24 protein-coding genes and 4 tRNA genes are annotated in these 22,413 nt (G+C 45.0%); 15 read left to right on the forward strand and 13 right to left on the reverse strand.

What is annotated here, in order from left to right; all coding sequences use genetic code 11:
• The 4 genes from IEY18_RS16560 to IEY18_RS16575 all read left to right on the forward strand — a co-directional run.
• Positions 1-253 (forward strand): MtrB/PioB family outer membrane beta-barrel protein (locus IEY18_RS16560; protein ID WP_188921566.1); only part of this gene is annotated, 253 nt, incomplete at its 5' end.
• Positions 254-290: 37 nt separating this feature from the next.
• Positions 291-2,807, forward strand: coding sequence for a DMSO/selenate family reductase complex A subunit (locus IEY18_RS16565; protein ID WP_188922909.1), 2,517 nt, complete (start codon positions 291-293; stop codon positions 2,805-2,807).
• Between the two features lie 14 nt (positions 2,808-2,821).
• Positions 2,822-3,454 carry a DMSO/selenate family reductase complex B subunit gene (locus IEY18_RS16570; RefSeq protein ID WP_188922911.1) on the forward strand — a complete coding sequence of 211 codons (633 nt, stop codon included), beginning with the start codon at positions 2,822-2,824 and terminating at the stop codon, positions 3,452-3,454.
• Between the two features lie 58 nt (positions 3,455-3,512).
• Positions 3,513-4,172: a TorD/DmsD family molecular chaperone gene (locus IEY18_RS16575; protein ID WP_188922914.1), complete on the forward strand. Its 660-nt coding sequence runs from the start codon at positions 3,513-3,515 to the stop codon at positions 4,170-4,172.
• 87 nt (positions 4,173-4,259) lie between these two features.
• On the opposite strand, the gene IEY18_RS16580 is transcribed toward IEY18_RS16575, so the two are convergent.
• From IEY18_RS16580 to arfB, 5 genes are all read right to left on the reverse strand, one after another.
• Positions 4,260-4,928 carry an SDR family NAD(P)-dependent oxidoreductase gene (locus tag IEY18_RS16580; protein ID WP_188922916.1) on the reverse strand — a complete coding sequence of 223 codons (669 nt, stop codon included), beginning with the start codon at positions 4,926-4,928 and terminating at the stop codon, positions 4,260-4,262.
• Between the two features lie 10 nt (positions 4,929-4,938).
• Positions 4,939-6,243: an acetyl-CoA carboxylase biotin carboxylase subunit gene (gene accC, locus IEY18_RS16585; RefSeq protein WP_229780002.1), complete on the reverse strand. Its 1,305-nt coding sequence runs from the start codon at positions 6,241-6,243 to the stop codon at positions 4,939-4,941.
• Positions 6,244-6,262: 19 nt separating this feature from the next.
• Complete coding sequence (gene accB / locus IEY18_RS16590; protein WP_188922919.1) at positions 6,263-6,730, reverse strand: acetyl-CoA carboxylase biotin carboxyl carrier protein; 468 nt, start codon at positions 6,728-6,730, stop codon at positions 6,263-6,265.
• Position 6,731: 1 nt separating this feature from the next.
• Complete coding sequence (aroQ, locus tag IEY18_RS16595) at positions 6,732-7,178, reverse strand: type II 3-dehydroquinate dehydratase (RefSeq protein WP_188922921.1); 447 nt, start codon at positions 7,176-7,178, stop codon at positions 6,732-6,734.
• A gap of 100 nt (positions 7,179-7,278) precedes the next feature.
• Positions 7,279-7,695 (reverse strand): alternative ribosome rescue aminoacyl-tRNA hydrolase ArfB, encoded by a 417-nt coding sequence (gene arfB / locus IEY18_RS16600; protein ID WP_188922923.1) that lies wholly within the window; start codon positions 7,693-7,695, stop codon positions 7,279-7,281.
• Positions 7,696-7,815: 120 nt separating this feature from the next.
• Here arfB and IEY18_RS16605 point away from each other — a divergent pair, with 120 nt between their 5' ends.
• The 3 genes from IEY18_RS16605 to IEY18_RS16615 all read left to right on the forward strand — a co-directional run bounded on the left by IEY18_RS16605 (position 7,816) and on the right by IEY18_RS16615 (position 9,189).
• Positions 7,816-8,187, forward strand: a complete 372-nt coding sequence (locus tag IEY18_RS16605; RefSeq protein WP_188922925.1) for a SpoIIAA family protein — start codon at positions 7,816-7,818, stop codon at positions 8,185-8,187.
• 142 nt (positions 8,188-8,329) lie between these two features.
• On the forward strand, positions 8,330-8,506 hold the full coding sequence (locus tag IEY18_RS16610; RefSeq protein ID WP_188922927.1) for a DUF3012 domain-containing protein: 177 nt from the start codon (positions 8,330-8,332) through the stop codon (positions 8,504-8,506).
• Between the two features lie 371 nt (positions 8,507-8,877).
• A complete protein-coding gene (locus IEY18_RS16615) occupies positions 8,878-9,189 on the forward strand; it encodes an antibiotic biosynthesis monooxygenase family protein (RefSeq protein ID WP_188922929.1) in 312 nt (103 codons plus the stop codon).
• Between the two features lie 92 nt (positions 9,190-9,281).
• Here IEY18_RS16615 and IEY18_RS16620 read toward each other — a convergent pair whose 3' ends face one another.
• Positions 9,282-9,854 carry a protein tyrosine phosphatase family protein gene (locus tag IEY18_RS16620; RefSeq protein ID WP_229780004.1) on the reverse strand — a complete coding sequence of 191 codons (573 nt, stop codon included), beginning with the start codon at positions 9,852-9,854 and terminating at the stop codon, positions 9,282-9,284.
• 211 nt (positions 9,855-10,065) lie between these two features.
• Positions 10,066-10,515, reverse strand: a complete 450-nt coding sequence (locus tag IEY18_RS16625) for an OmpA family protein (RefSeq protein ID WP_188922931.1) — start codon at positions 10,513-10,515, stop codon at positions 10,066-10,068.
• A 256-nt stretch (positions 10,516-10,771) separates the two neighbouring features.
• Here IEY18_RS16625 and IEY18_RS16630 point away from each other — a divergent pair, with 256 nt between their 5' ends.
• The 3 genes from IEY18_RS16630 to IEY18_RS16640 all read left to right on the forward strand — a co-directional run bounded on the left by IEY18_RS16630 (position 10,772) and on the right by IEY18_RS16640 (position 13,588).
• Positions 10,772-11,833: an alpha/beta hydrolase gene (locus tag IEY18_RS16630; protein ID WP_188922934.1), complete on the forward strand. Its 1,062-nt coding sequence runs from the start codon at positions 10,772-10,774 to the stop codon at positions 11,831-11,833.
• 147 nt (positions 11,834-11,980) lie between these two features.
• Positions 11,981-12,556: an LON peptidase substrate-binding domain-containing protein gene (locus IEY18_RS16635; protein WP_188922936.1), complete on the forward strand. Its 576-nt coding sequence runs from the start codon at positions 11,981-11,983 to the stop codon at positions 12,554-12,556.
• 102 nt (positions 12,557-12,658) lie between these two features.
• Positions 12,659-13,588, forward strand: coding sequence for a pseudouridine synthase (locus tag IEY18_RS16640; protein WP_188922938.1), 930 nt, complete (start codon positions 12,659-12,661; stop codon positions 13,586-13,588).
• A gap of 85 nt (positions 13,589-13,673) precedes the next feature.
• On the opposite strand, the gene ubiK is transcribed toward IEY18_RS16640, so the two are convergent.
• Both ubiK and IEY18_RS16650 read right to left on the reverse strand, forming a co-directional pair.
• Entirely contained in the window at positions 13,674-13,928 is a 255-nt protein-coding gene (ubiK, locus tag IEY18_RS16645; protein ID WP_188922940.1) for a ubiquinone biosynthesis accessory factor UbiK, read from the reverse strand.
• A gap of 144 nt (positions 13,929-14,072) precedes the next feature.
• Complete coding sequence (locus IEY18_RS16650) at positions 14,073-14,669, reverse strand: TetR/AcrR family transcriptional regulator (RefSeq protein WP_188922941.1); 597 nt, start codon at positions 14,667-14,669, stop codon at positions 14,073-14,075.
• Positions 14,670-14,893: 224 nt separating this feature from the next.
• Between IEY18_RS16650 and rep the strand changes: the two genes are divergently transcribed.
• From rep to IEY18_RS16675, 5 genes are all read left to right on the forward strand, one after another.
• Complete coding sequence (gene rep, locus IEY18_RS16655; RefSeq protein WP_188922942.1) at positions 14,894-16,906, forward strand: DNA helicase Rep; 2,013 nt, start codon at positions 14,894-14,896, stop codon at positions 16,904-16,906.
• A 193-nt stretch (positions 16,907-17,099) separates the two neighbouring features.
• Positions 17,100-17,176: transfer RNA gene (locus tag IEY18_RS16660), tRNA-Arg, on the forward strand.
• 40 nt (positions 17,177-17,216) lie between these two features.
• Positions 17,217-17,292: transfer RNA gene (locus IEY18_RS16665), tRNA-His, on the forward strand.
• 64 nt (positions 17,293-17,356) lie between these two features.
• A tRNA-Pro gene (locus IEY18_RS16670) sits at positions 17,357-17,433 on the forward strand.
• A gap of 93 nt (positions 17,434-17,526) precedes the next feature.
• Positions 17,527-17,603, forward strand: a tRNA-Pro gene (locus IEY18_RS16675).
• Between the two features lie 132 nt (positions 17,604-17,735).
• Here the strand turns inward: IEY18_RS16675 and IEY18_RS16680 are convergent.
• The 4 genes from IEY18_RS16680 to IEY18_RS16695 are packed head-to-tail and all read right to left on the reverse strand — an operon-like array spanning position 17,736 to position 22,406.
• Positions 17,736-19,655 (reverse strand): bifunctional diguanylate cyclase/phosphodiesterase, encoded by a 1,920-nt coding sequence (locus IEY18_RS16680; protein WP_188922943.1) that lies wholly within the window; start codon positions 19,653-19,655, stop codon positions 17,736-17,738.
• 8 nt (positions 19,656-19,663) lie between these two features.
• Complete coding sequence (locus IEY18_RS16685) at positions 19,664-20,371, reverse strand: transglutaminase-like cysteine peptidase (RefSeq protein WP_188922944.1); 708 nt, start codon at positions 20,369-20,371, stop codon at positions 19,664-19,666.
• A gap of 17 nt (positions 20,372-20,388) precedes the next feature.
• Complete coding sequence (locus tag IEY18_RS16690; RefSeq protein WP_188922945.1) at positions 20,389-20,994, reverse strand: OmpA family protein; 606 nt, start codon at positions 20,992-20,994, stop codon at positions 20,389-20,391.
• Complete coding sequence (locus IEY18_RS16695; protein WP_188922946.1) at positions 20,994-22,406, reverse strand: TolC family outer membrane protein; 1,413 nt, start codon at positions 22,404-22,406, stop codon at positions 20,994-20,996. Before IEY18_RS16695 ends, IEY18_RS16690 begins: the two co-directional genes overlap by 1 nt.
• Between the last annotated feature and the right edge of the window lie 7 nt (positions 22,407-22,413).

A 22,413-nucleotide genomic window follows, 5' to 3' on the forward strand; every position in this document is an offset into this window, starting at 1 on the left:
CTTTGTCAGCTATGACATCACCACAGAGCAAGGCGATTACTACAGCTATAGCCACAGTGTTGATGTTTATGCCAACTACCAATTCAGTCAGCAGATGGCGATGAAACTGGCCTACCAGTATGAACGTTATTACGACACCGACTATGCGCAGGTCGATGTGAATGCGATTTCAGGGCTAACCACCCTTGGCGACTTGAACCACAACTATAACGCGCACCAAGTGATGTTGTCGTTTAGCTACCAGCTGCGCTAACGCGCTGGGCTAACCATAACTGCAAGAGGATATGAGAATGGAACGCAGAAGTTTCTTAAAAATGAGTGCAGCAATGGGCTGCGCAGCGACAGTTTCAGGCTGTAACTCAAGCTCAAGCGATGTTGAAGTCGTGCCGCCAACCCCACCGGTTGGGAGTGATGAAAAACTCAATTGGTCCGCCTGTTTGGTCAACTGTGGCTCAAACTGCCCCATAAAAGTATTTACAAAAGACGGTGTGATTACCCGTATAGAAACTGATTTTGAAACGACGGATGAATATGGTGTCAATCACCAGGTCAGAGCATGTGCTCGGGGCCGATCGTTGAAGCAACGTACCTATGCTCCTGATCGCTTGAAAACGCCGATGAAACGCGTTGGGAAGCGTGGTGAAGGTAAGTTTGTGCCGATCTCGTGGGATGAAGCGGCATCTACCATTGCGAGTGAATTACAGCGAATCACTGAAAGCTACGGCAATAAATCAATTTTCACCACCTATGGCAGTGGTGCGTACTATGGTTTTGAGAGCCGTTCGAACTTCCATCGTTTGCTTAATTTGAATGGGGGTTACCTTAAATACTATGGAAACTATTCTTGGTGGCAACAAACGGCTGCAGCAAAAGCAACATGGGCCAGCGGTTCTACAACTGGCTCGTCACTCCTCACATTGAAAGACAGTGACCTATTTATTGGCATTGGCTACAACCCAAGCGAAATGCGTCAAAGTGGCTCAGGTGAGGGATATGACTACTTACAGGCATTGCAAGCTAACCCTGAGCTAGAAGTCATTATGGTGGATCCAAGGTATACCGATTCGATGGCGGGTAAAGAAGATCAGTGGCTTGCAATCCGCCCTGGCACTGATGCTGCTTTTGCTGAAGGAATAGCGTACGAGATGATCAGTTCAGGCTGGGTTGATGCCAACTCTAAAGCATTCCTTGATCAATTTTGTATTGGGTTTGACAAAGCATCACTCGAACAGGTGGTTGCAGAATTCGAAGCAAGTGGAGATGCCGTTAAAATGGGTTTCGCAGCTAATATCGATCCGGAGAATAATTATAAAGATTATATTCTCGGGGAAGGTAAATTTGCCGGTGAAGCAAAAACAGCAGCAAGAGCAGCCGGAATTTGTGGCATTTCGGAAGCCAACATCAAGAATGTTGCCAGCAAAATAATGGCTGCAAGCGCCCCATATATTATCACTGGTGCCGGCGTAAACCGACATGCAAACGGTGAGCAGGCTATGCGTGCTTGTTATATGTTGCCACTACTGACTGGCAAAGTGGGTCAACCCGGTGTTACCAATGGAGGTTTGCCTGCGCAATCTAGCCTAGGTCGAGCGGGGTTACCAGAACTAACCAACCCGATTACCGAAAAAATCTCATTCTATACTTGGGCTGACGCCGTTGAACGTGGTGAAACCATGACGGGTCGTAAAGATGGTGTGACTGGCACTGCTGATCTAGACACTCCACTTGGAGCCAATATTAAAGCGATTTTCAGTATTAACGGCAATGCGCTAATCAATCAGCACTCTGACTGCAACTATTCAGCCAAGGTCCTCGAAGATGATACTAAAGCAGAATTGGTAGTTGTCTGTGACTGCTGGATGACATCCACTGCAAAATTCGCAGATATTATCTTACCTGATACGAGCTGGCTAGAAACGAACGACCTTGTGAATGACAGCTATGCGTCAGGAAATATGGGCTATCTAACCGCGATGTCTACATCCATTGAGCCACTTTGGGAGTGTAAGTCGATGTTTGAGATTTGTTCGATGATCGCAGACAAAATGGGACTGGGTGAAGCCTTTACAGAAGGTAAAGATCAAGCTGCTTGGTTAGAAGAGCTGTATCAAAGCACGCTTACAAATCCAAAAAATGCTAACGCCGAGCCCCCGTTGCCTGCAACGTTTGTTGAAGCGCAGCAGCAAGGGGTATTCCGTTCGTTTGATAGTACCGTTCGTATTTCACTCGATAGTTTTGTGAATGGTGGAGAGCCGCTCGGCACGCCTTCAGGAAAGATAGAAATGTATTCTATCGATTGGGCTCAAAAAGCGGTTGAGTATGAATTGGACGGGTCAATTTTGGGGCATGAAATTGACCCATTGCCAAAGTACCAGATTACGTGGGATGGCTATGAGGATACTGCGACCGCGGCAGACTATCCGCTGCAGCTAATGGGCTATCACACCAAAGGTCGAACACATTCGAGCTATCACAATGTGCCTTGGTTGCGCGAAGCTGTGGAAGACGCAGTATGGATGAACCCTTCAGATGCTGAAGCACGTGGGTTAATACAAGGCGAGAAAGTTCTGGTTTGGAATGATCGCGGCACGATTGAACTTCCTGTTCGTGTCACACCGCGAGTGGCACCAGGCGTAGCAGCTTTAGGCCAAGGTGCATGGTATCAACCGGACCCTAATCGCATGGGACCATCTGGTCACCCAATAGATATCGGTGGCTGTATTAATACGTTAACTCGCTATCTTCCAACCCCTGTTTGTAAGGGCAATCCGCAACACACGAATCGTGTACAGATCGCTAAAGCTTGATGGAGTAATAACAGATGACTGAATCTACGCAATATGGTTTTTATGTAGACACCACCAAGTGTACTGGTTGTAAAGTGTGTCATGTTTCATGCAAGGATAGAAAAGACTTGCCCGTTGGCGTCAACTGGCGTCGCGTGTATGAATATGGCGGAGGGAGCTGGGCAGCAAATGCTGACGGAAGTTTCGAGCAAAATGTGTTTAGTTATTACACTTCGATAGGTTGTAATCACTGCAATGAACCCGTATGCGTCAAAGCTTGTCCGACGGGAGCAATGCACAAACGCCGTGAAGATGGTTTGGTTCATGTTGCCGCTGAATTGTGTATTGGTTGTGAGAGTTGTGCACGTGCATGCCCTTATGATGCTCCACAAATCGATGTTGACCGTAAGGTGATGACAAAGTGTGATGGTTGCTATGAGCGTTTAGCCGAAGGCAAAAATCCAAGCTGCGTTGAAGCATGTCCGCTTCGAGCACTTGATTTTGACACGATGGAAAACCTAAAGGCGAAGTATGGTGAGAGTGATGGCCATATTGCCCCTTTACCTTCATCAAGCATTACTTCTCCCAATCTCATCATAAAGGCCAATAAACATGGCAGGCCAACAGAGGGGGGGGATGGTGAAGTTCTAAACTTTGCTGAAGTTTAGTTTTTCCTAACGAAGAAGGCGTCGCCAGTCGGCGCCTCTTTCCGTCAACGAGGTATTTATGAAATCAAAAAATTTGCAGCAGCTTATTGAACTACAAGGTATGGCCCGAGTGCTTCATAACGTTCTGTTGCAATACCCTTCGGTGCAACTAATCGCGTATTTGAAGGAGCATGAGGTGGCTTTGACGTGGCCTGATTTAACGCGAAGTCCACTGAATGAGAAAGGGAGAGCTCAAATCCATCGGTTTTTAGAAGCCTGTGATCTAGAAAACTTAGATACTTTGAAGCTTGATTATGGACAACTGTTCTTTGGCCCTGGTGAGCCCAAAGCAATGCCTTGGGGCTCTGTTTATTTAGGGGAACAACAACTGATCAATGATGTGAGCACTATCGCTTTAATGGATTTCTATCGGCATCATCAGATTGAGTTTGAGCTATCTTTCAATCAACCCGTTGACCATATCGCACTATTTTTTGCTGTCATTGATCGTTTGCTTGGCAGGATTATTGAAGCGGAATCTTCGCAGAAGTTGGTTTCTGTCTTATCGGTATTATTACAGCAGCACATGTTTCCTTGGTCTGGCCGTTGTTTTGCTCTGGCTCAGGCGCATGCACAGACAGAATTTTACTTGGGTTTTGCTTGTTTAGCTGAAGACTTTCAGCAGGCGCTGGCTCAAGAACTCAACATTGTCAGCCAGCCGGTCAAATTGTTTCGATAATGGCGACGGAGCCTGTTGAAATGGCACATGCCCCTCGTTTTTTATCACCAATGAACCATACGAGGCCGCTTCATTTAGGCATAGGTTTTACGGTTTACGATTGATTGTTATATCTGAAATATAACCGTGGGCTGAGCTGGTAAGTGCTTGTTTTAGCATGATTGCTGCTTCATCGGCAGTCATAAATTGACGGGTATCAATCTGCTTGCCACTTGATTGCCAAAAGCTTGTGGCCATGCCGCCGGGGTAAACTGCAATTATGTTCATGGGTTTATTTTTTAATTCCAGCCGTACTGACTCGACAAACCCTTTAATTCCCCACTTAACCGCACAATAGGTGGACTCGCCGCTTTTTGCGGTTTGTGCAGCAGTTGACATCACAACGACGAGGTCAAGCGCTTGGTCTTGGTAGCGCTCGACAACGGCTTGGATGAAAAAAATCGTCGCAGTGAGGTTATCCTGCACAAGCTTTTTAATTTCTGATGGCGACTGTTCACCGAGCTCTCCAAATAAGCCACTCCCTGCACAATGGATCACGGTTTGGATGGGATTGGTCGCTTGCTTGAAAACCGCTTGAATCTGTTCTGGTTCAGATAAATCGGCAACAACAGTTTGTGCGCAAGGCGCATTGGTATTTTTAACACGTGCAAGTCGTTGACTATTTCTCCCGGTGAGTAATAAATCGATATCATCAGCATGATAGTGTTTGGCTAAGGCTGCCCCTAGCCCGCTACTTGCGCCTGTAATAAGAATCATTGCTCTGTGCCTAGTTGGGTTGGAGAAGTTGCTCTGTGAATCGTTGTAAGTGCCAGTCTATGTTCGTAGAAATGCCTTCGATTTGGAGTTCAATGAGCGCTTGTTTCATGACGTGCATCGCGTGAGTTCGGGTGCGGCCATGGCAAATCAGTTTACCGACCATTGCGTCATAGTGGCTTGATATTTCACAGCCCGGATAAAGTTGCGACTCCCAACGCACACCAAGCCCGCCTGGAATGTTGAGTTTGGTAATTGTACCGGGGCAGGGAATGCCCGTTTGCGGGTCTTCAGCATTTATTCTGCACTCAATCGCATGTCCCTGATGTGGCACCAATTGCGATGTCAAATGAAGTGACTCGCCTGCGGCAATGGTGAGCTGGGCTTGGACGATGTCAATACCAGAAATTTGTTCCGTTACGGTGTGCTCAACCTGAAGGCGAGTGTTCATCTCGATAAAGTAAAACTGGTCGTCTTGATATAAAAATTCGAAAGTTCCTGCATTTTCGTACCCGATACTTTGGCAAGCAGCAATACATTGTTCTGCGAGCGCTTGGCGTAAGTTCTGTGGAATATCTGGGGCTGGAGCTTCTTCCACTAGCTTTTGGTGTCGGCGTTGAACCGAGCAGTCTCTATCGCCAAGGCAGAAGACATGGCCTTGGCGATCGGCCAAAACCTGAACTTCGATGTGCCGGGGCTGTGGCAGATACTTTTCTAAGTAAACCTGATCATTGGCAAAGAAGCTATTGGCCTCTTGTTGCGTTAAGCGTACTGATTCCAGTAAGTCATCTTCTGACTCTACAACGCGCATACCGCGTCCACCGCCCCCGCCTGCAGCCTTTATTAAAACGGGGTAACCAACGCTTGCAGCGATACTCATGATTTGTTGTGTATCACTTTTTAGTGCGCCACAGGAACCTGGTAGGGTGGGTATTCCAGCAGATTCCATGGCTTGAATCGCATTAATTTTATCGCCCATTAACCGAATAATGTCAGCATTGGGCCCGATAAAAGTAAAACCACTGCCGGTAACGAGCTGGGCAAAGTCGGCATTTTCGGCCAGAAAGCCATAACCAGGATGAATCGCATCCGCCCCTGAAACATTGGCCGCAGAAATGATGGCTTCCATGTTCAGATAACTGCGCTGGCTTTGTGCTGGACCGATACATAGGCTTTGCGTGGCGAGTCGAACATGAGGCTGATGTTTGTCGGCCGAGGAATAAATGGCAACGGTCTCTAGACCCAATTGATGGCAAGCTCTAAGAATACGCAGTGCGATTTCACCGCGATTTGCAATGAGGACTCTTTTTATCATCATTGAGATTCCAATTGTCCTGCTACTGTATAACGATTAGTGGCTGGTCAAATTCTACCGTTGTTCCGTTTTCTGCTAATACAGCTTGGATTACGCCAGATTTATGCGCGACGATTTGGTTCATCATCTTCATGGCCTCGACGACGCAAACAGTATCGCCTTGTTTTACACTGTCACCGACCTGCACAAAAGGCTGCGCGTCTTCGCTTGGCGCACCATAAAAAGTACCGACCATTGGGCATACAAGGATGTCATCCGTTGCAAAAGCGGGTGTCGATGACTCTATTTCTTGAGGGGGAAGCGTGGGGGATGTTGGCTCTACGGCTTTTTCTTCGGGCCTTTGTATTCTTGCTGATTGCAGTGCATCTTTGGCTTGTGTGTTTTGAGAGCGTGTAAATTGCAGCTTGCTTTCACCCTCTGAGAGTTCAAATTTCTCAATATCAAATTTATGGGCCAGAGCCATAATTTGGTGAATTTTCTTGATATCCATATTAAGCACTCTTTTGAAGATGTCGCAGGGCAGCCTGTAATGCAAATTCATAGCCCTGTGCACCGAAACCACAGATCACACCAATGGCCACATCAGATAAGTACGAGTGTTGTCTGAAAGGTTCTCTCGCGTGAACGTTTGATAAATGTATTTCGAGAAACGGAATCGCAACACCCAGCAAAGCATCGCGCAGGGCGATACTGGTATGTGTGAAAGCCCCAGGATTAATGATTATAAAGTCAGCATCCGTTTCATGAATGGCATTGATGAGTTCATGCTCAGCATTGGATTGTAAATGCTCGATATTGACATCATCTTTGGCTGCAAGAGCTGTAATGTCTGACACAATTTCAGGTAAGGTTTGATAACCATAAACTTCGGGTTCGCGCCGGCCAAGAAGGTTGAGATTTGGGCCGTTCAGCAACAAAATTTTAGTCGGGTTAGTCATTCATCCGTCCTGTTTGATTGTGGGGATTGCTTCGAGTATCCACACGTTACCGATTTTTATTAAATTGCGCTAGCCTCAATGAGTTAATCATCAAAAGTTTCTAGTAGCTCGCTTTATTTTGCCGGAGTGCCTTGGTTGCCCCCCGTTGCTTCTTCGCATCAACCCGTCGTTTTTGACTATTGCGGGTTGGCTTTGTGGCGATTCTTTTTTTCGCGACTTGGGCTGCACTTGTGACCAGCGTGATGAATTGTTCCAAAGCGGTTTGCCGATTAAAATCTTGGCTGCGGCTTTGCTGGCATTTAATAATGATTTTGCCACTTTGGGTAATGCGATGATCTCGTTTATTGAGTAACTGTTGTTTGTAAAATTCAGGCAGGCTGGACGCTTTGATATCAAAGATCAGTTGCGCTGCCGTTGAGACCTTATTTAAATGTTGTCCGCCTGCGCCACTAGAGCGAATAAATTGCCATTCAATCTCCGAGTCCTGAAGCTGTACGCTGTTTGATATCTTAATCATGATATTCCAAATTATTTAGCCATGGCACAGGATTTGGCTTACGTGCCAATGGCATACAAGCCTGTTATGATTTGCGCGTTTGGTAAACCAAATTTCTGCGTGTTTTAATGGAGTACGCCTATGTTATGCCAAATTCCCAATATTGCTAAGGGAGTTATCAGTCTTTTTGTGAGTGGTCGTTTATCTGCGGCTGATTATCGTGTTTGTTTGCAGCCAATGATTGAGTCGTATCGACAGGAGTGGCAGCAAGTGTGTTTGTATATTGAAGCCGATGTGTTGCTAGAAGGCTGGGAGCACGCATCATTAACGGGGAGCGGAGAAGTACAATTGCCGCATTTTGATGCCCTTGTATTTGTGGGTGGACCAGATTGGGTTGGCAATAGCGTGCGATTGCTGGGACCGTTTATGCAGGGCGAGGTTGCTTGGTTTCCTTTAGAGCAAAAGCAACTTGCACGTGAATGGATCCAAGAGCGTTCCATTGTGAATGAGTGATAAGTAAGCACTGCATACGGTTTGAGTTGGCCTGTGGATGAATTTTTGGATTCATCAGGGGGTTGATGAGCTTGTTGTTTTCATTTCCCCTTCGTGGTGTAACTTCTGCTAAAATGCCGGCAAATCATAAAAGGAGAATGAGATGTCTATGAAAAAATCAGTATCTGTTGCATTGGCTCTAGCGTTTGCTGCAAGTTTAACGGCTTGCGCCCCTGAAGTGGGCAGTGAAGCTTGGTGCAAGAAGTTAGAAGATAAGCCGAAAGGCGACTGGACTGCAAACGAAGCAACAGATTACGCAAAGCACTGCGTGTTTAAGTAATTTTGCGACTAGAGCACTGTTGTTCTGCACAGGCCGTATAATTCTAGGCTAGGTTGATTTCCTTGTTCACTGGTTTTATACGGCTATATGCTTTGATCGTTCTCCATGTAAGGAATTGGTGCTTAATCATTACAACCCCGTTTTTCTTTCAGTTCTTTCCTGTCTTGCATTCGTTAACCCGATTTAAACTTTTCGCCTCTGGGTGATGTTTTAGTGCCGATGTGCGCAGGTGTTTTTTGGCCTCAGTATTGCAGGCTTTGCAGTGAGTGGCGTATTTATGACGCTAAAATTTACTGAGCTTACTGAACTGATGAACTCGATTGCATATCAGGGTTTGGCTCTAGTTACTAATGAAGAAAACGGAGAGTGTCATGATTGCTGTCATCTTTGAAGTTGTTCCAACCGAAATCGGCAAAGTAGAATATATGAATGTTGCCAATCAAATGAGTGAAGCCTTAAAAGATCGGAAAGGCTTAATTTCGATTGAGCGATTTCAAGGGCTTACTGATGAAGGAAAAGTGTTGAGCCTTTCATTTTGGGAAGATGTAGAGTCTGTAACTCAGTGGCAGAACCATGTGGCGCATAATCTAGTGGTTGTGACAGGCGTAGAGAGCAATCTATTTGAGTCCTACCGAATTCGACTCGCGGAAGTCTTTCAGGATCACACGAAAGAAGTGAGTTAATGGGCGATGTTTTGTTGATGCCCTAGAGCTTTCTGCTTTAGGGCATGATTTGACGTTTTTGAATACGAGAGCCTTGTAGATATCATCTTTGGTTATTGGATTTGATACTTTTCTTTGATTTGATTGATTAATGCTTGCCACTGAGGGTACTCCGATAAGCTTTGCTCAATGTCATTGCCCCAAGGCGTTAGCGTGACTTTAAATGCTGCTTCGGCGTCCATTCTCTCGTGGGTTATTTGATATAAATAATAGAAGGCTGATGCACGGTAATTTGCTGCACAATGGATAAGTATATCCTTGCCTTTATGTGTATTCATGACCTCGAAAAACTGTTCTACATCTTGTATTTGTGGCTGTTTCCAATCGACTTCAATATTGACGTAAGTTAGCCCTGCCTGTGTCGCGGCATGAAGTTCATTTGGATTTGCGTTCGGGTTGTTTTTTGGAATGAGGTCAATGACTAAATCAACACCTGCTTGCTGCAAATCTGAAAATTGCTCATCTGTAGGCAAACCAGAAGTAATGACTTTGGTTGAATTCACTTTTAACGCCTTTAGCTTTGGCAATTCGGTTAAAAGAATTTGTGCGTAGCCGCAATTGAGGGTCAGCGTTCCTACCATAACTAGCAAAGCGAGCGCGATAGGTTTAAATCTGAAAGTGTTCACAACATTCTCCTTGTGGCATGATTTCCTTCCCAAGTGATTTCAATACACTCGGTTTATACTTATGTAATTCTCTCAATTCAGCAAGTATGAAATGGATTCCGACGAATCTATCGTGCCATCAATTTTCTTCTGTGTTTTCTGCTTTTAAAATGAAAGAGCCTAATTGGTCAGCTCTTTCGTCTATGCCTGCAGTCTTTGTTTTGCTCGGCTCTTATTCATCACTGGGAAGTGAGATCACCAATTCTACGCGCCTGTTTCTCGAGCGACCTTCGGCAGTATTGTTATTGGCAATCGGGTTAAGCTCACCAATACCAATCCAGCGAAATTGATGAATATCAAGCTGAGCATAGTCGGCTAGCACTTTCGCCACTTCGTATGCTCTGTGCTCTGAAAGTGGGATGTTGTTTTCCTGTTTATCTTGGGAGTCGGTGAACCCTTCAAGTTTAATGCTTGGTGCATTTAGGCCTTTTATTCTATCTGCGATGGTTTGAAGTTCTTCTTCAAAACCAGGTCGAATTACCGCTGAAGCAGTATCAAACTGAAGATTTAACACAATACGCTCTGTACTCTGTGGGTGGATTGTACTGTTTGCAAATGTGCTAAATGACGTGAAACAAGTGAATACGAATAGCGCAGATAAGAGTGTGGTTAGTTTTGCCATTGTTATTCTCGCTTTCAGGGTAATGAACAGGAATATTAGCTAGTCCTTTAGCTGTGTCTTGTAATGCGATAAAATGTTGCCAAGTTGTTGATTCGTTAATTTGATTATAAAAACCTTAGTTGCGAAGGATACGTCGTTGTGACTACTTTTTGAGCTAAGTCACACCCTTTATGAAGGTGACATTTCAATAGGGCTGGTGTAATGCATTGAATGCTTACGGCGTAGAAAATGAAAGGACTGAGGTGAGGGATTTCAATTGACCAGTATACGGCTCATTGCTGGAGAGGAAGCATATCGTCAAATTTCAGAGCAGGGCTTGTGCTCGGAAATGTTTAGTCAAATCTTTGCTGCTTCGGGGGGCCCCAAGTGGTTAGGGATCGCAGGGCTTGATAAGTACTTATTTGGGGAATTTTTTAAAGCACGGCAAAAGCCACTTCATTCTCTAGGGACGTCTTCTGGTGCGTGGCGCCTTGCTTGTTTGGCACAGCAAAGCCCGCTGCTCGCGTATGAGCGCCTTGAAACCCTATACATAAATCAGCGATATGATGATAAACCTACGCCTCAGGAAATAAGCCAGCGAGTGAAGCCGCTTATTCGTGGGATACTGGGGGCTACTGGCGCGAAAGAAATTGCGACGAACCCCATCATTCGTAGTCATTTTATTGTTTGCCAAGGTCGCCATTTAAATCAACTGCCGCAAAGGTGGGTGCAAATGGCTGGATTAATGCTTGCCGCAGCGACCAATGTGATGAGTCGTCGCACATTGGCTTGGCATTTTGAGCGCAAATTGTTCTCTACAGCTTTGCTCAGTGCTGCGAGTCCATTTGAAGATTTAACGGATTTACCCACTCAGAGTGTAGCGCTGAACCCAACCAATATGGACCAAGTGCTCTTGGCTACAGGAACGATTCCATTAATTCTTGAGCCTGTTCTCGAAATCAAAGGGCTGGGAAAAGGTGCTTTCTATGACGGCGGGATCACCGATTATCATTTTGATTTTCCGCTGTCGCAGCCAAAAGGTTTGACGATTTACCCCCACTTTTATCCAGACATTACTCCTGGATGGTTTGATAAATCTTTATCCTGGCGCCGTGGTAAATTGAATCATAGTCGAACATTAATTTTGGCACCTTCGAATGATTTTATTGCGCAATTACCCTATGGAAAGATCCCTGACAGGGCTGATTTTTCAAAAATGGATTCAGACCAAAGAATCACCTATTGGAATAAAGCCGTAGCGCTTAGCGCCAGACTGGCTGAGGACTTTGACCAAATACTGAACAGTTCTCAGCTCGCCCATAAAATCGAAAAGCTCTAGCATAACTGTAATAAAACCCTCCATCGCGCTGTCTATTAAATATACAAGTTTGTTTGGCTTAAATGGCTGAAAACTAATCAGCTGCTAAACTTTACTTAGTGAATGTTCTTGATGGTTATTTAAACCTCATGAAGAGCGGAGGTTATTATGCGAACACAGGAGATGGCGTTACTCGTGAGAGACGCTTTGCTTTTGCCAGATGGACGGCTTGAAGTCAGAATTGTTGAGCCGAGATATCTGCGTATGGTGGCTGAGGTTCTGAAAGGGAAGTACCCATTGGCTTTTGGCATGTTTCGAGCAAAAAGCGATTTGCCCTGCTACCCGATTGCAACGCAATGTGAAATTATCGATTTTAACTTGTTAGAAGATGATAGTTTGAGCATTGTACTTGAAGGGCATCAACGGGTAAAAATCCTATCTGCGTATGAGGACAGTGATAAGCTGTGGATGGGGAAAACCCTCCCTTGCTTGAACTGGGCTGAAGAGCCTATCCGTGGTGAGTTTGAGTTGATCAGCGCCGCATTAGAGCAGTTTTATCAAGTTAACCCCGATCTATTTGAGCTCTATTCCAAGATGAATTTGGAAGATGCTGCTTGGGTAAGCCAACGCTGGTTAGAAGTCTTGCCTATGTATAACAAAGACAAGTTAATGCTACTGAACCAACCCAGTTGCCATAAAACGATGGATTTTGTTCTGCAGCTGATTAAATCTCATGTCGATTGATCGTCAAACTGGGCGCTTGTCGGCCTTTTGAAAATGGCTTCTCGTCACGTGTATAGAATGACGTTAAAATGTGCGTGAATCATTTTTGAGATCTACGCCACTATGCAGACTGTTCGTTCTATCCGACCTTCCTATATTGCTTTGCCCCAACAGAATGACAAGCATCGAACTGTATTGGCATTTTTAATTGATCACTTTTCTCAAATTGAAAAATCGATTTGGCATGCTCGAGTACGTGATGGCAAGGTTCATTGGGCAAATGGCGAGTTAATTGACGAAAGCACGCCTTATGCTGCAATGGCGAAGGTTTATTATTATCGAGAAGTGGCCCATGAGCCTAAAATACCATTTTCAGAGCGTATTCTGTTTCACGATGAAAATATTATTATCGCTTATAAGCCACACTTTTTAGTGGTTTCTCCTGGAGGCGAGTTCGTGAATGAGTGCTTGACGCACCGCTTATGCAATCGATTTAAAATTGATACGATAGCGCCAGCTCACCGCTTAGATCGTGATACGGCTGGGGTCATCTTGCTGACAAAGAAGCCTGAAGTACGGCATGCATATCATGAGTTATTCAAGTTGGGTGAAATCAATAAGCAATACCATGCAATCGCTCGGCTGACAGAAGACCTTTTGACATCGATACAAAGTGGTGTGCAAACGTTGCCGATTCATTGGTCTGTCAAAAACCAATTAAAGCGCAGCAATCCGAGCTTCTTGCAAGAGGTTGGTGACAGTGATGCCAACTCACACTCAGAGATAACTCTCGTGGCGACTCATGGAGAATATGGTTTGTTTGAGTTGAGCCCTATTACTGGTAAAACCCATCAATTGCGAGTGCATATGATGAGCTTGGGCATGCCAATACTCAATGACCGATTTTACCCTCAATTGGCACCGAAAGGGCCTGATAATTTTGAGCGCCCACTCGCTTTAGTTGCCCGTCGACTAAGCTTTATCGATCCAATGACCCAAAAATTTCATGATGTCAGTTGTGAAGACCTAGCAGGGTTCGATTTGATAAAATAAGCAGCAGGCCTATGAATGGCGTTGACTTAGAATTTGGCATTGCAATGCCTCACACTGCTCTAGCGTGAGGCGAGTTAACTTAGCGCTATTTTGCGTCTTCTTGCTGTGCAATTAAAGCGTCAACTTGTGCTTGCAGTGCTTCAAGTTTTTCTCGGGTTTTAAGGAGTACGTGTTGCTGTACTTCAAACTCTTCACGGCTGACGACATCAAGCTTCATCAACTGAGTTTGCAAAATCTGTTTGCTGCGCTCTTCAAATTCACCAGCAAACTGCTTGAGACCGCCTGGCAAGTTGTCGCTGAGTTGTTTGGCAACGTCTTCAATTTTCTTTGGGTTGATCATATCGCTTTCCAAGTGTTAGTCATCAATGGCTCATCATGGTGAGCGTTGCATTGTACCCGAAGGCCTAAGTTGAACAAAGCGCTGCTGATGAATTATGTCACAGCGCCATGGGCATCATGTACTCAGCATATATAAACTAGATGGTCAAAATTTAGAATGAAGTGAACGCGGATCATTCGGGATCGCTTGAATTGCTCGCCAGCAGGTGTCGGCAGCTTGTTCGATTTGTAAAGGGCTATATGCAACTCCACGACGTCGAATCTTCCATGCGAGCGATACGGCGGGCTCAAAACCGATGGCATAAAGAATATCGTGATGTAAATTTTGGAAAAGGCCACTGGCAATGCCTTGATCAAAATAGAAGTTGAGCTCTGCAAATACAGCCTGTTCAAATTCTAAATGCTGCTCGTCATCAACCCCTGGAAGGTTATAGTATTGCTCGAATTTTATCGTATCTGATGTTTTTTCATCGCTAAATTCTAGGATGTTGAACCAAATACGTTTGAATACTTGCTCTTCTGAACCGCGCTTAATGTTTGTGAGCGCTTTACGCACCAGCTTTTGTAAAACGTGTTTACGCAACGCTTCAAGCAACGCTTCTTTATCTTTGAAATGCCGATAAATTGTACCTGTTGCAATATATGCTTCTTTGGCAACAAGCTGCATGGAAAGATTATGCAGGCCACGCTCTGCGATAATTTTTTCGGTCACTTTCAAGATAATTTGTTGTTTTGCGGTCATAAAATATTTATATCAAAAGGTGGTGAATGAACGTTCATTGGCGATTCTAAAGAGGAAACTTCGTAGAAGCAATGGCTTATGATAAGAGTGTGAGCTTGTACTGACGAGCAGACTCTTGAGAACGATGGGTTTACTTTGAACGCATGTAGGTTGATTACTCTGTTGTCGTCGGCAAATCTGCTATGATTGCTCGGCTAAATGGACGATAGGAATTCAAATACAAGATGAAGCTTAACCCCGCTCAAAATGACGCTGTTCACTATGTTTCAGGCCCTTGCCTTGTGCTTGCTGGTGCGGGCAGCGGCAAAACCCGCGTCATTATCAACAAAATTGCCTACCTTGTTGAAAAGTGTGGTTATAAAGCACGGCATATTGCAGCAGTTACCTTTACCAACAAAGCGGCTCGCGAAATGAAAGAACGTGTTGCCCAGTCGATGGGGCGAAAGGAAGCGCGAGGCCTTTGGATTTCAACGTTTCACACCTTGGGATTGGAAATCATTAAGCGTGAGTACAAAGTTGTCGGCCTGAAACCCGGTTTTTCACTATTTGATGACCAAGATACCCTCGCATTATTGAAAGAGCTGACAGAAGTCGAGCTAGAAGAAGATAAAGATTTGCTGAAGATGTTAGCCACTGCAATCTCCAATTGGAAGGGCGCTTTAGTTATTCCAGATCAAGCTCTTAAAATTGCTAAAGGAGAGCAAGAGCAGTTATTCGCCAAGCTATATCAAAGATATGCGCAGCACATGAAAGCCTATAATGCGTTAGATTTTGATGACCTGATTCTTTTGCCGACTCTGCTATTGCGTCACAATCAAGAGGTAAGAACTCGATGGCAGACCAAGATCCAGTATTTGCTGGTGGATGAATACCAGGATACCAATACAAGCCAATATGAATTGGTCAAATTACTCGTCGGTGAGCGCGCTCGATTTACGGTTGTGGGAGATGATGATCAGTCTATTTATTCTTGGCGTGGTGCTAAACCCCAAAACCTCGTGTTACTTGGTAAAGACTTCCCCAAACTGAAGCTGATTAAACTAGAGCAAAATTATCGTTCTAGTCAGCGGATCCTGCGAACGGCAAATATACTGATTGCAAATAACCCCCACGTCTATGAGAAAAAGCTAAGAAGTGAATTGGCATATGGAGAGCCACTTCGAGTGCTGACAGCAGCAAATGAAGAGCAAGAAGCTGAGCGCGTTGTTGCGGAAATCATTCGCCATAAGTTTGTGGGTAAGACTCAGTTTGGTGATTATGCAATTTTGTATCGTGGGAATCATCAGTCGCGCATTCTCGAAAGGGCGCTGATGACGAACAGGATCCCCTATAAGTTGAGTGGCGGTACCTCATTTTTTGCTCGTGCCGAAGTGAAAGACATTATGGCGTACCTTAAGTTAGTGGTGAACCCTGATGATGACAACGCATTTTTACGCGTTGTGAATTTGCCGAAACGTGGCATTGGCCCTGCAACCCTTGAACGCCTCGGGAATTTTGCCAATGAGAAAAAAATTTCCATGTTCGCAGCAATATTTGAATCAGAGTTAAACCACCATTTGGCTGCTGGAGCGATGAAGTCTTTGTATTCATTTGGTAAGTTTATTGTTGATACGGGGGAGCACGCCACGCGAGGGGAGCCCGTTGATGCGATCAAAGAGCTCATCCGCAAGATTAACTATGAAGATTACTTATACGAAAATAGCACCAGCGCGAAAGCCGCCGAGATGAGGATGAAAAATATCTCAGAGTTGTATCGCTGGGTGACAGAGATGCTTGAGGGAGATGAGCTAGACGAGCCAATGACGCTTCCAGAGGTGGTCACACGATTAACGTTAAGAGATATGATGGAACGTAATAGTGAAGATGAAGCGGGTGATCAGGTGCAATTGATGACCTTACACGCCTCCAAAGGCCTCGAGTACCCATATGTATTTATGGTGGGGGCTGAGGAACGTATTTTACCCCATCAAACCAGTATTGATGAAGACAATGTTGAAGAAGAGCGAAGACTCGCTTACGTTGGGATTACTCGGGCTCAAAAAGAGCTGTGGTTTACAATGTGTCGTGAGCGTAGACAGTTTGGTGAGACGATGCGCTGCGAACCTAGTCGCTTTTTACTTGAGCTTCCACAAGACGACTTAATCTGGGAGAACAGAAAGGGCAAGCAAACCGAGCAGCAACGGCAAGAGTCTGGTCGGTCAAATATTTCAAACTTGCGGGCAATGTTGAACAAATAACGTAAAGTCAGAAGTTGTGGCTTAACTTGGTTGAGATCTGGAGTGAATCTTAGGCTTTTTTCCTAAGATTCAGCTAAAAATAGTCGAAAACACCCAAAATCAGCCAAAACTTGAACAAACAGATAAAAAAAGTTAGTTCTACTATAGACGGATGGTCAATTTATCCATACTATATGCGGCGCTAACAAGGCGGGCGCCCATAGCTCAGCTGGATAGAGCGCACCCCTCCGGAGGGTGAGGCCGAGGGTTCGAATCCTTCTGGGCGCACCAGTTCCGATTAGGCGTTTTGTTAGTAGAAAGAAAAACAGTGGTGATTGTAGCTCAGTTGGTAGAGCCCCGGATTGTGATTCCGGTTGTCGTGGGTTCAAGTCCCATCAGTCACCCCATTTTTCCCTCTTCAGAGGTTTTTCAAAATTCCAATTTATCAGAGACGATAAACATGGAATGTCTCGGTGATTAGCGCAGCCCGGTAGCGCATCTGCTTTGGGAGCAGAGGGTCAGAGGTTCGAATCCTCTATCACCGACCACTTTTCAATAATTGATTATGTCGATTATTACAATGTTAAAGCGATAGCTTAAGCATTGAGATGAAGTGTCTTAGCTTCACTCTAAACCAAATACGGTGATTAGCGCAGCCCGGTAGCGCATCTGCTTTGGGAGCAGAGGGTCAGAGGTTCGAATCCTCTATCACCGACCACTTAAAAAGCCTTGTCGAAAGACAAGGCTTTTTTCGTTTCTAATCATGCATCAACTCTGCTTCCGCAAATTGATTCTAAAAGCAAAAAAAAACCGTAACACAAGGTCACGGTTTATTGTCGAAATTAGGGCGCTACGCCACGCTCTCTGGAGGCAAAATAAAGCCCTGATAAGCATCGGTATGCAGGGCACTGAACTTGTCATATTGCGCGTGCTCTTGGATGCCTGTCACAATCACTTCTATCTCTAGGCCTGAGGCGACGTTCACGAGTGCACGACACAATTCACTGTTGTGTTGGTTCTCTTCATAGTGCGCGAATGATAAATCTAACTTCACGTAGTTTGGTCGTAAGCTTTGTAAATAGCTCATGGAGCCAAATTGGCGGCCAAAGTGGTCAATACCAAATTGTGCACCGTTGTCTCTAATCACATTACACAGCTCGATACACGAATCCGGATCACCATAAACACCGGCTTCTGGAATATCAAAACATATGCGCTCTGCCATTGGTGAGTTACGCAAGAAATGGTTCAACCAAGAATGGAACTCTGGATCGCTTAAGCTTTGGTGGGTGAGGTTAATGGCAACCGGTTCGTAGTTGCGTTCAAAGATGTGCTTTTCCTCAAGTGTCAGGATCAAATGTTTGTCCAACACCGAGCCGAGCGATAATAGCTCAACGTATGGCATAAACTGACCGGCATGAATGAGCTTGTCATCAATGTTAAGTTGACAGTATATTTCGCGCTGCATGACGTCTTTACTGGCTGAGTAGGTCACAGGTTGCCAGCGGAAATTAAACTGTTTTCCGTTAATCGCATTGTTGAGTTGTTCACGCCATTGCTCGCGGCTAAATAATTGGTGTTTGTCAGCTTCGAACCAGTGGAAGACCTTATTTTGCCTTGCAGCAATTTGTAAGGCGTTGTCGGCTTGGGCGAGGATTTCTGACACGCTCATTTGCCCTATGCGCTCGGTAACACCAATTGCAAAGTCTTCATTAGGCTTACACCCAGCCTTGCTGATTTCTTGATTAACCGTGCGAATAAGAGCTTGTAAGTACTTGCTCACCTGCTCTTTCTCAACATCAGTAACTAGAAATGCAAACTCATAGGCCGCGATCCTAGCAATGACTGATTGTGGGTATTCATTGAGGTTTTCGCGAAACTTATCTGAAAGTAGTTTGATGGTTTCGTCACGGACTTGGTAACCATATTTACTATGAACTTCCTCTAACCAATCAAATTTGGCCATCAATAAAACGCCACTGTTCGGTTCACTGAGCCAGCTATTGAGGCGGTTGGTCATATACTGACGATTCGGCAGCCCTGAGGCGTGATCCACTAAATTTTTCTTTCGCAGTGCCGTGACTTCCTCGTCTAGTGAAGAGAAAATCTTTTTGAGTTGAGCTGACATGCTGTTGAAAGCAGTGACAACATCCTTGAGTTCATCCGTTTTCGGAAGCGGCAAGTCAGGCCCAAATTGGCGATTTGCAATGCCCTTAGCATGGACTGAAATTGAATTGAGTGGTTTTAGTATCCAGCTAAGGCCTAAGCGTGCACACAAGATTGCGAGCAGAAATAGTATAGAAAACAATATGATGGTATTGCTTATTATGCGCCATAACTCATGGTATCCAAACCCAGGATGGGCAGTGATCTCGAGTTGTGCCAATTGGATCCAGCCTGAAGTAATCGTATTTGATTTCTTAACCGTGTCGAATATATTCAGATCAAGAAACCATTGCGGTACGCCTTGAATTTCAACGGGGTTGTTCCAAATCTGTTGCTTGCCGCCAACGAGCCATGTCAGTTTTACCTCTTGGTAATAGCCCCCTTCAAAAATGACATTAACTAAAGTTTCTGCCCCAGCAATGTCGCCGGCTTCGAGTGCAGGCACAAGCATTAAGCTGAGCGAGTGGGTGGCATTATTGAGATCTGACTCCATCTGTTTGGATAAGAAGCTCTGTGTCTCAGTAAACTGCACGTAGCCAACACTTGCTATCACGAGCAAGAATAGACCAAATAGTAGTGAGTATATTTGTCTGAACAGTGTCATCTTTACGGCTACTCCAATCGTAATTTGGGTTGTCGAAGTCTGTCGACGCCGAGTCTATGTTTTAGGTCGTTCCACTTTTCTAGCCGAGTCGAAGAGCCGGCAAGTACGCCACGTCCTTTTTCTTTGTTGAGCCACAGTTGCTTACCGTTAAAGCTATATACTGGCAGCAAATCACGCCTTTGGGTAGCGGGCTTAATTTTTCTATCAAGATTGTCAAGGATGATCGGTATAGAAGAGGGGGTTTGATAATAAGCGAGTACCATATGATACTGGTTGACGCTGGTGGCTTTAACCATCGTAATTCGCATTTTGTTTTCAGGTACACCAAGCTGCAGCAGCGTAAAGTATTTGGCGATAGAGAAGTCTTCGCAATCACCACCATTCACCCCAATAAATTCCATTGGCGTTGCCCAATAATTGCTCACGCCCCAAAGCTTTATATCGTCAACAAAGCGGAATAAATTAAAAAAGTTATTCACCTTTTCAAGTTTTTGTCGTTCGCTCAGTGTTTTCGATTGTTCGAGCACCTTGAACCATGCATTCGCTCTCAACCCTGCTCTGGCACCATAGCGGGATTCAAGCGTTGAGATGATATGAGGTGCGTTTAGATTTTGGGTTGGTGCGGCATACAGGCAGGAAATGGTAATACTTGATGTGATAAAGCATGCAAGGCAGGCGCGCCTGATTTGATGAAACTTCCAGTATGTGCCTGCCATCGCTAAAGATGAAAAACCTAGTTAACTTCGTCGTCTACGGTGTAAATATGCCATTTCATATCTGGAGTTGTGTCTTCTCCCGAAACAGCAGCAATTACACGACGATTACGTTTATGTGCTTCTTCTGTGTGTGTTGGGTCAACTGGTTTGTCATAACCAAACCCCATTGCAGTTAAGCGGCTCTCGGCGATACCGAACTTTTCACTTAAAACTGATATCACAGCTTTTGCACGATTCTTCGATAAGGTCAGGTTGTGTTGGTAAGAACCTGTTTTACTACAATGCCCTTCAATAACGACATTCGTATTTTCATGCTCGCGCATGAATATCGCGATTTCTTCGATATGGTCGTAATAGGTCGGTTCGATTTTATAGGAGTCATTGGCAAATAGAACCTTTAACTCGCTACGCTCATTGATGGGCTTAACTTTGCCACAGCCATAATTATCGATGCTGGCACCAGTAGTTGTTTCTGCACAGCGCTCTCGAGCAACGATGACACCATCTTTATCGTTATCGCTTAAATCGAATAGCTGTTGAGTTGGCTCATCCATGGTAACGATATCGCGTGTTGCACATGCAGATAACAATGCAATACTAAGTATTGTGATGAGTGCTTTCATTATCCTTCCTCTCCTTCGTACTCATTCTCGCCTTTCCATGCGTTAGGACGCGTAACTCTCAAAGAGTCTAGCAATTGCCCTGTCGCGTTTAAAACGCGGTACATTGCTACAATTTCTTCATATTCAGATCTTAGGTAATCTTTTCGTGCTTCAAACAATTCGTTTTCAGTATCAAGGACGTCCAATAATGTCCGCTGACCTAAGTTGAATTGCTGAGCGTATGCTACCTGAGTCTGTTTGGCCGCAATCACATGCTCTCGAATATAGAGCTTTTGTGGCTCTAAGAGTTCAAATGCATTCCAAGCCAGGGTCGCGCCTTCGACCACTTGGCGGTGCGCGCGTTGACGAATTTCTTTGGCTTCATTGATTTTGTATGCCGCTTCTTTTTCACGGGCGAGATCTTTACCACCTGCGAATAAGTTGTAGCGCAACCGCACCATAGCCACAATATCATTGGAGTGTCCATTGACGTTTTGACTAGCGATGGGGCTGAAACCATCTTCACCATCAACATCATTATTCCAATTCCCATCAACCTCTAAGCTGAGTTTCGGATAATAGTTGGCTTGCGCTGAAGAGCGCTCAGCTTCCGCTGCGCCGATATCAAGGCTTGCGGACATCAATACTGGATGTGTCTCTTTAGCGAGCGTTAGCGTCGAAGGTAAGTCTGCTGGGAGCATATCGGCATCGGGTACTGGAACCACGAGATCTTCAGGTTCTTGCTCAATAACTCGAATAAACTGAGAGCGGGCATCAAACAGATTGTTACGTGCGGAAATGACGTTTGAATTGGCGCGAGCAAGACGACCTGCAATTTGAGATAAATCCGCAACAGAGCCTAAGCCTGAGTCAGTTCTTTGCTTAATTTGATCGTATATCTCTTTATGGCTTTGCAGGTTCTTTTCAGCCAAAATCAGAATTTGTTGACTACTAATGTAATCGACATAGACTTTTGTAGCTTCCAGAGCCATATCTTCTGCTGCGGCGAGTAAGGTCCACTTTTCAGCATTTGCTTCATAGCTATAGCGGTCGACTTCGCTGCTGGTATAGAAACCATCAAATAGCATTTGGCGAATACTCACGCCAAATTCGCCTCTTTCCAGCTCAATGACACCATCTTCATCGACTTCGCCAACGTTCGCTTTACGGCGAGATGACGGGCTGTTGGTTTGTTCCCAACCATAACCTGCAGTTAAATCAACTGTTGGCATGTACCCGGCAGATGCTTGGTTGATTTGCTCTTCACGTACTTTGAAACGGTTAAAAGCAATTCGTAGATCTGGGTTGGTATCTAATGTGTGGGCGACCGCCTGTTCCAGAGACTGGCTCCATGCCGTCGCTGGAATCATCAGCGCGCTAATGCCCAGCGCAATTGCACTGCGTTTTAGTTGCCGAATAGAGTTGGTGCTCATTGTAAAC

It is taken from the genome of Shewanella gelidii, assembly GCF_014647855.1.
GTDB lineage: Bacteria > Pseudomonadota > Gammaproteobacteria > Enterobacterales > Shewanellaceae > Shewanella > Shewanella gelidii.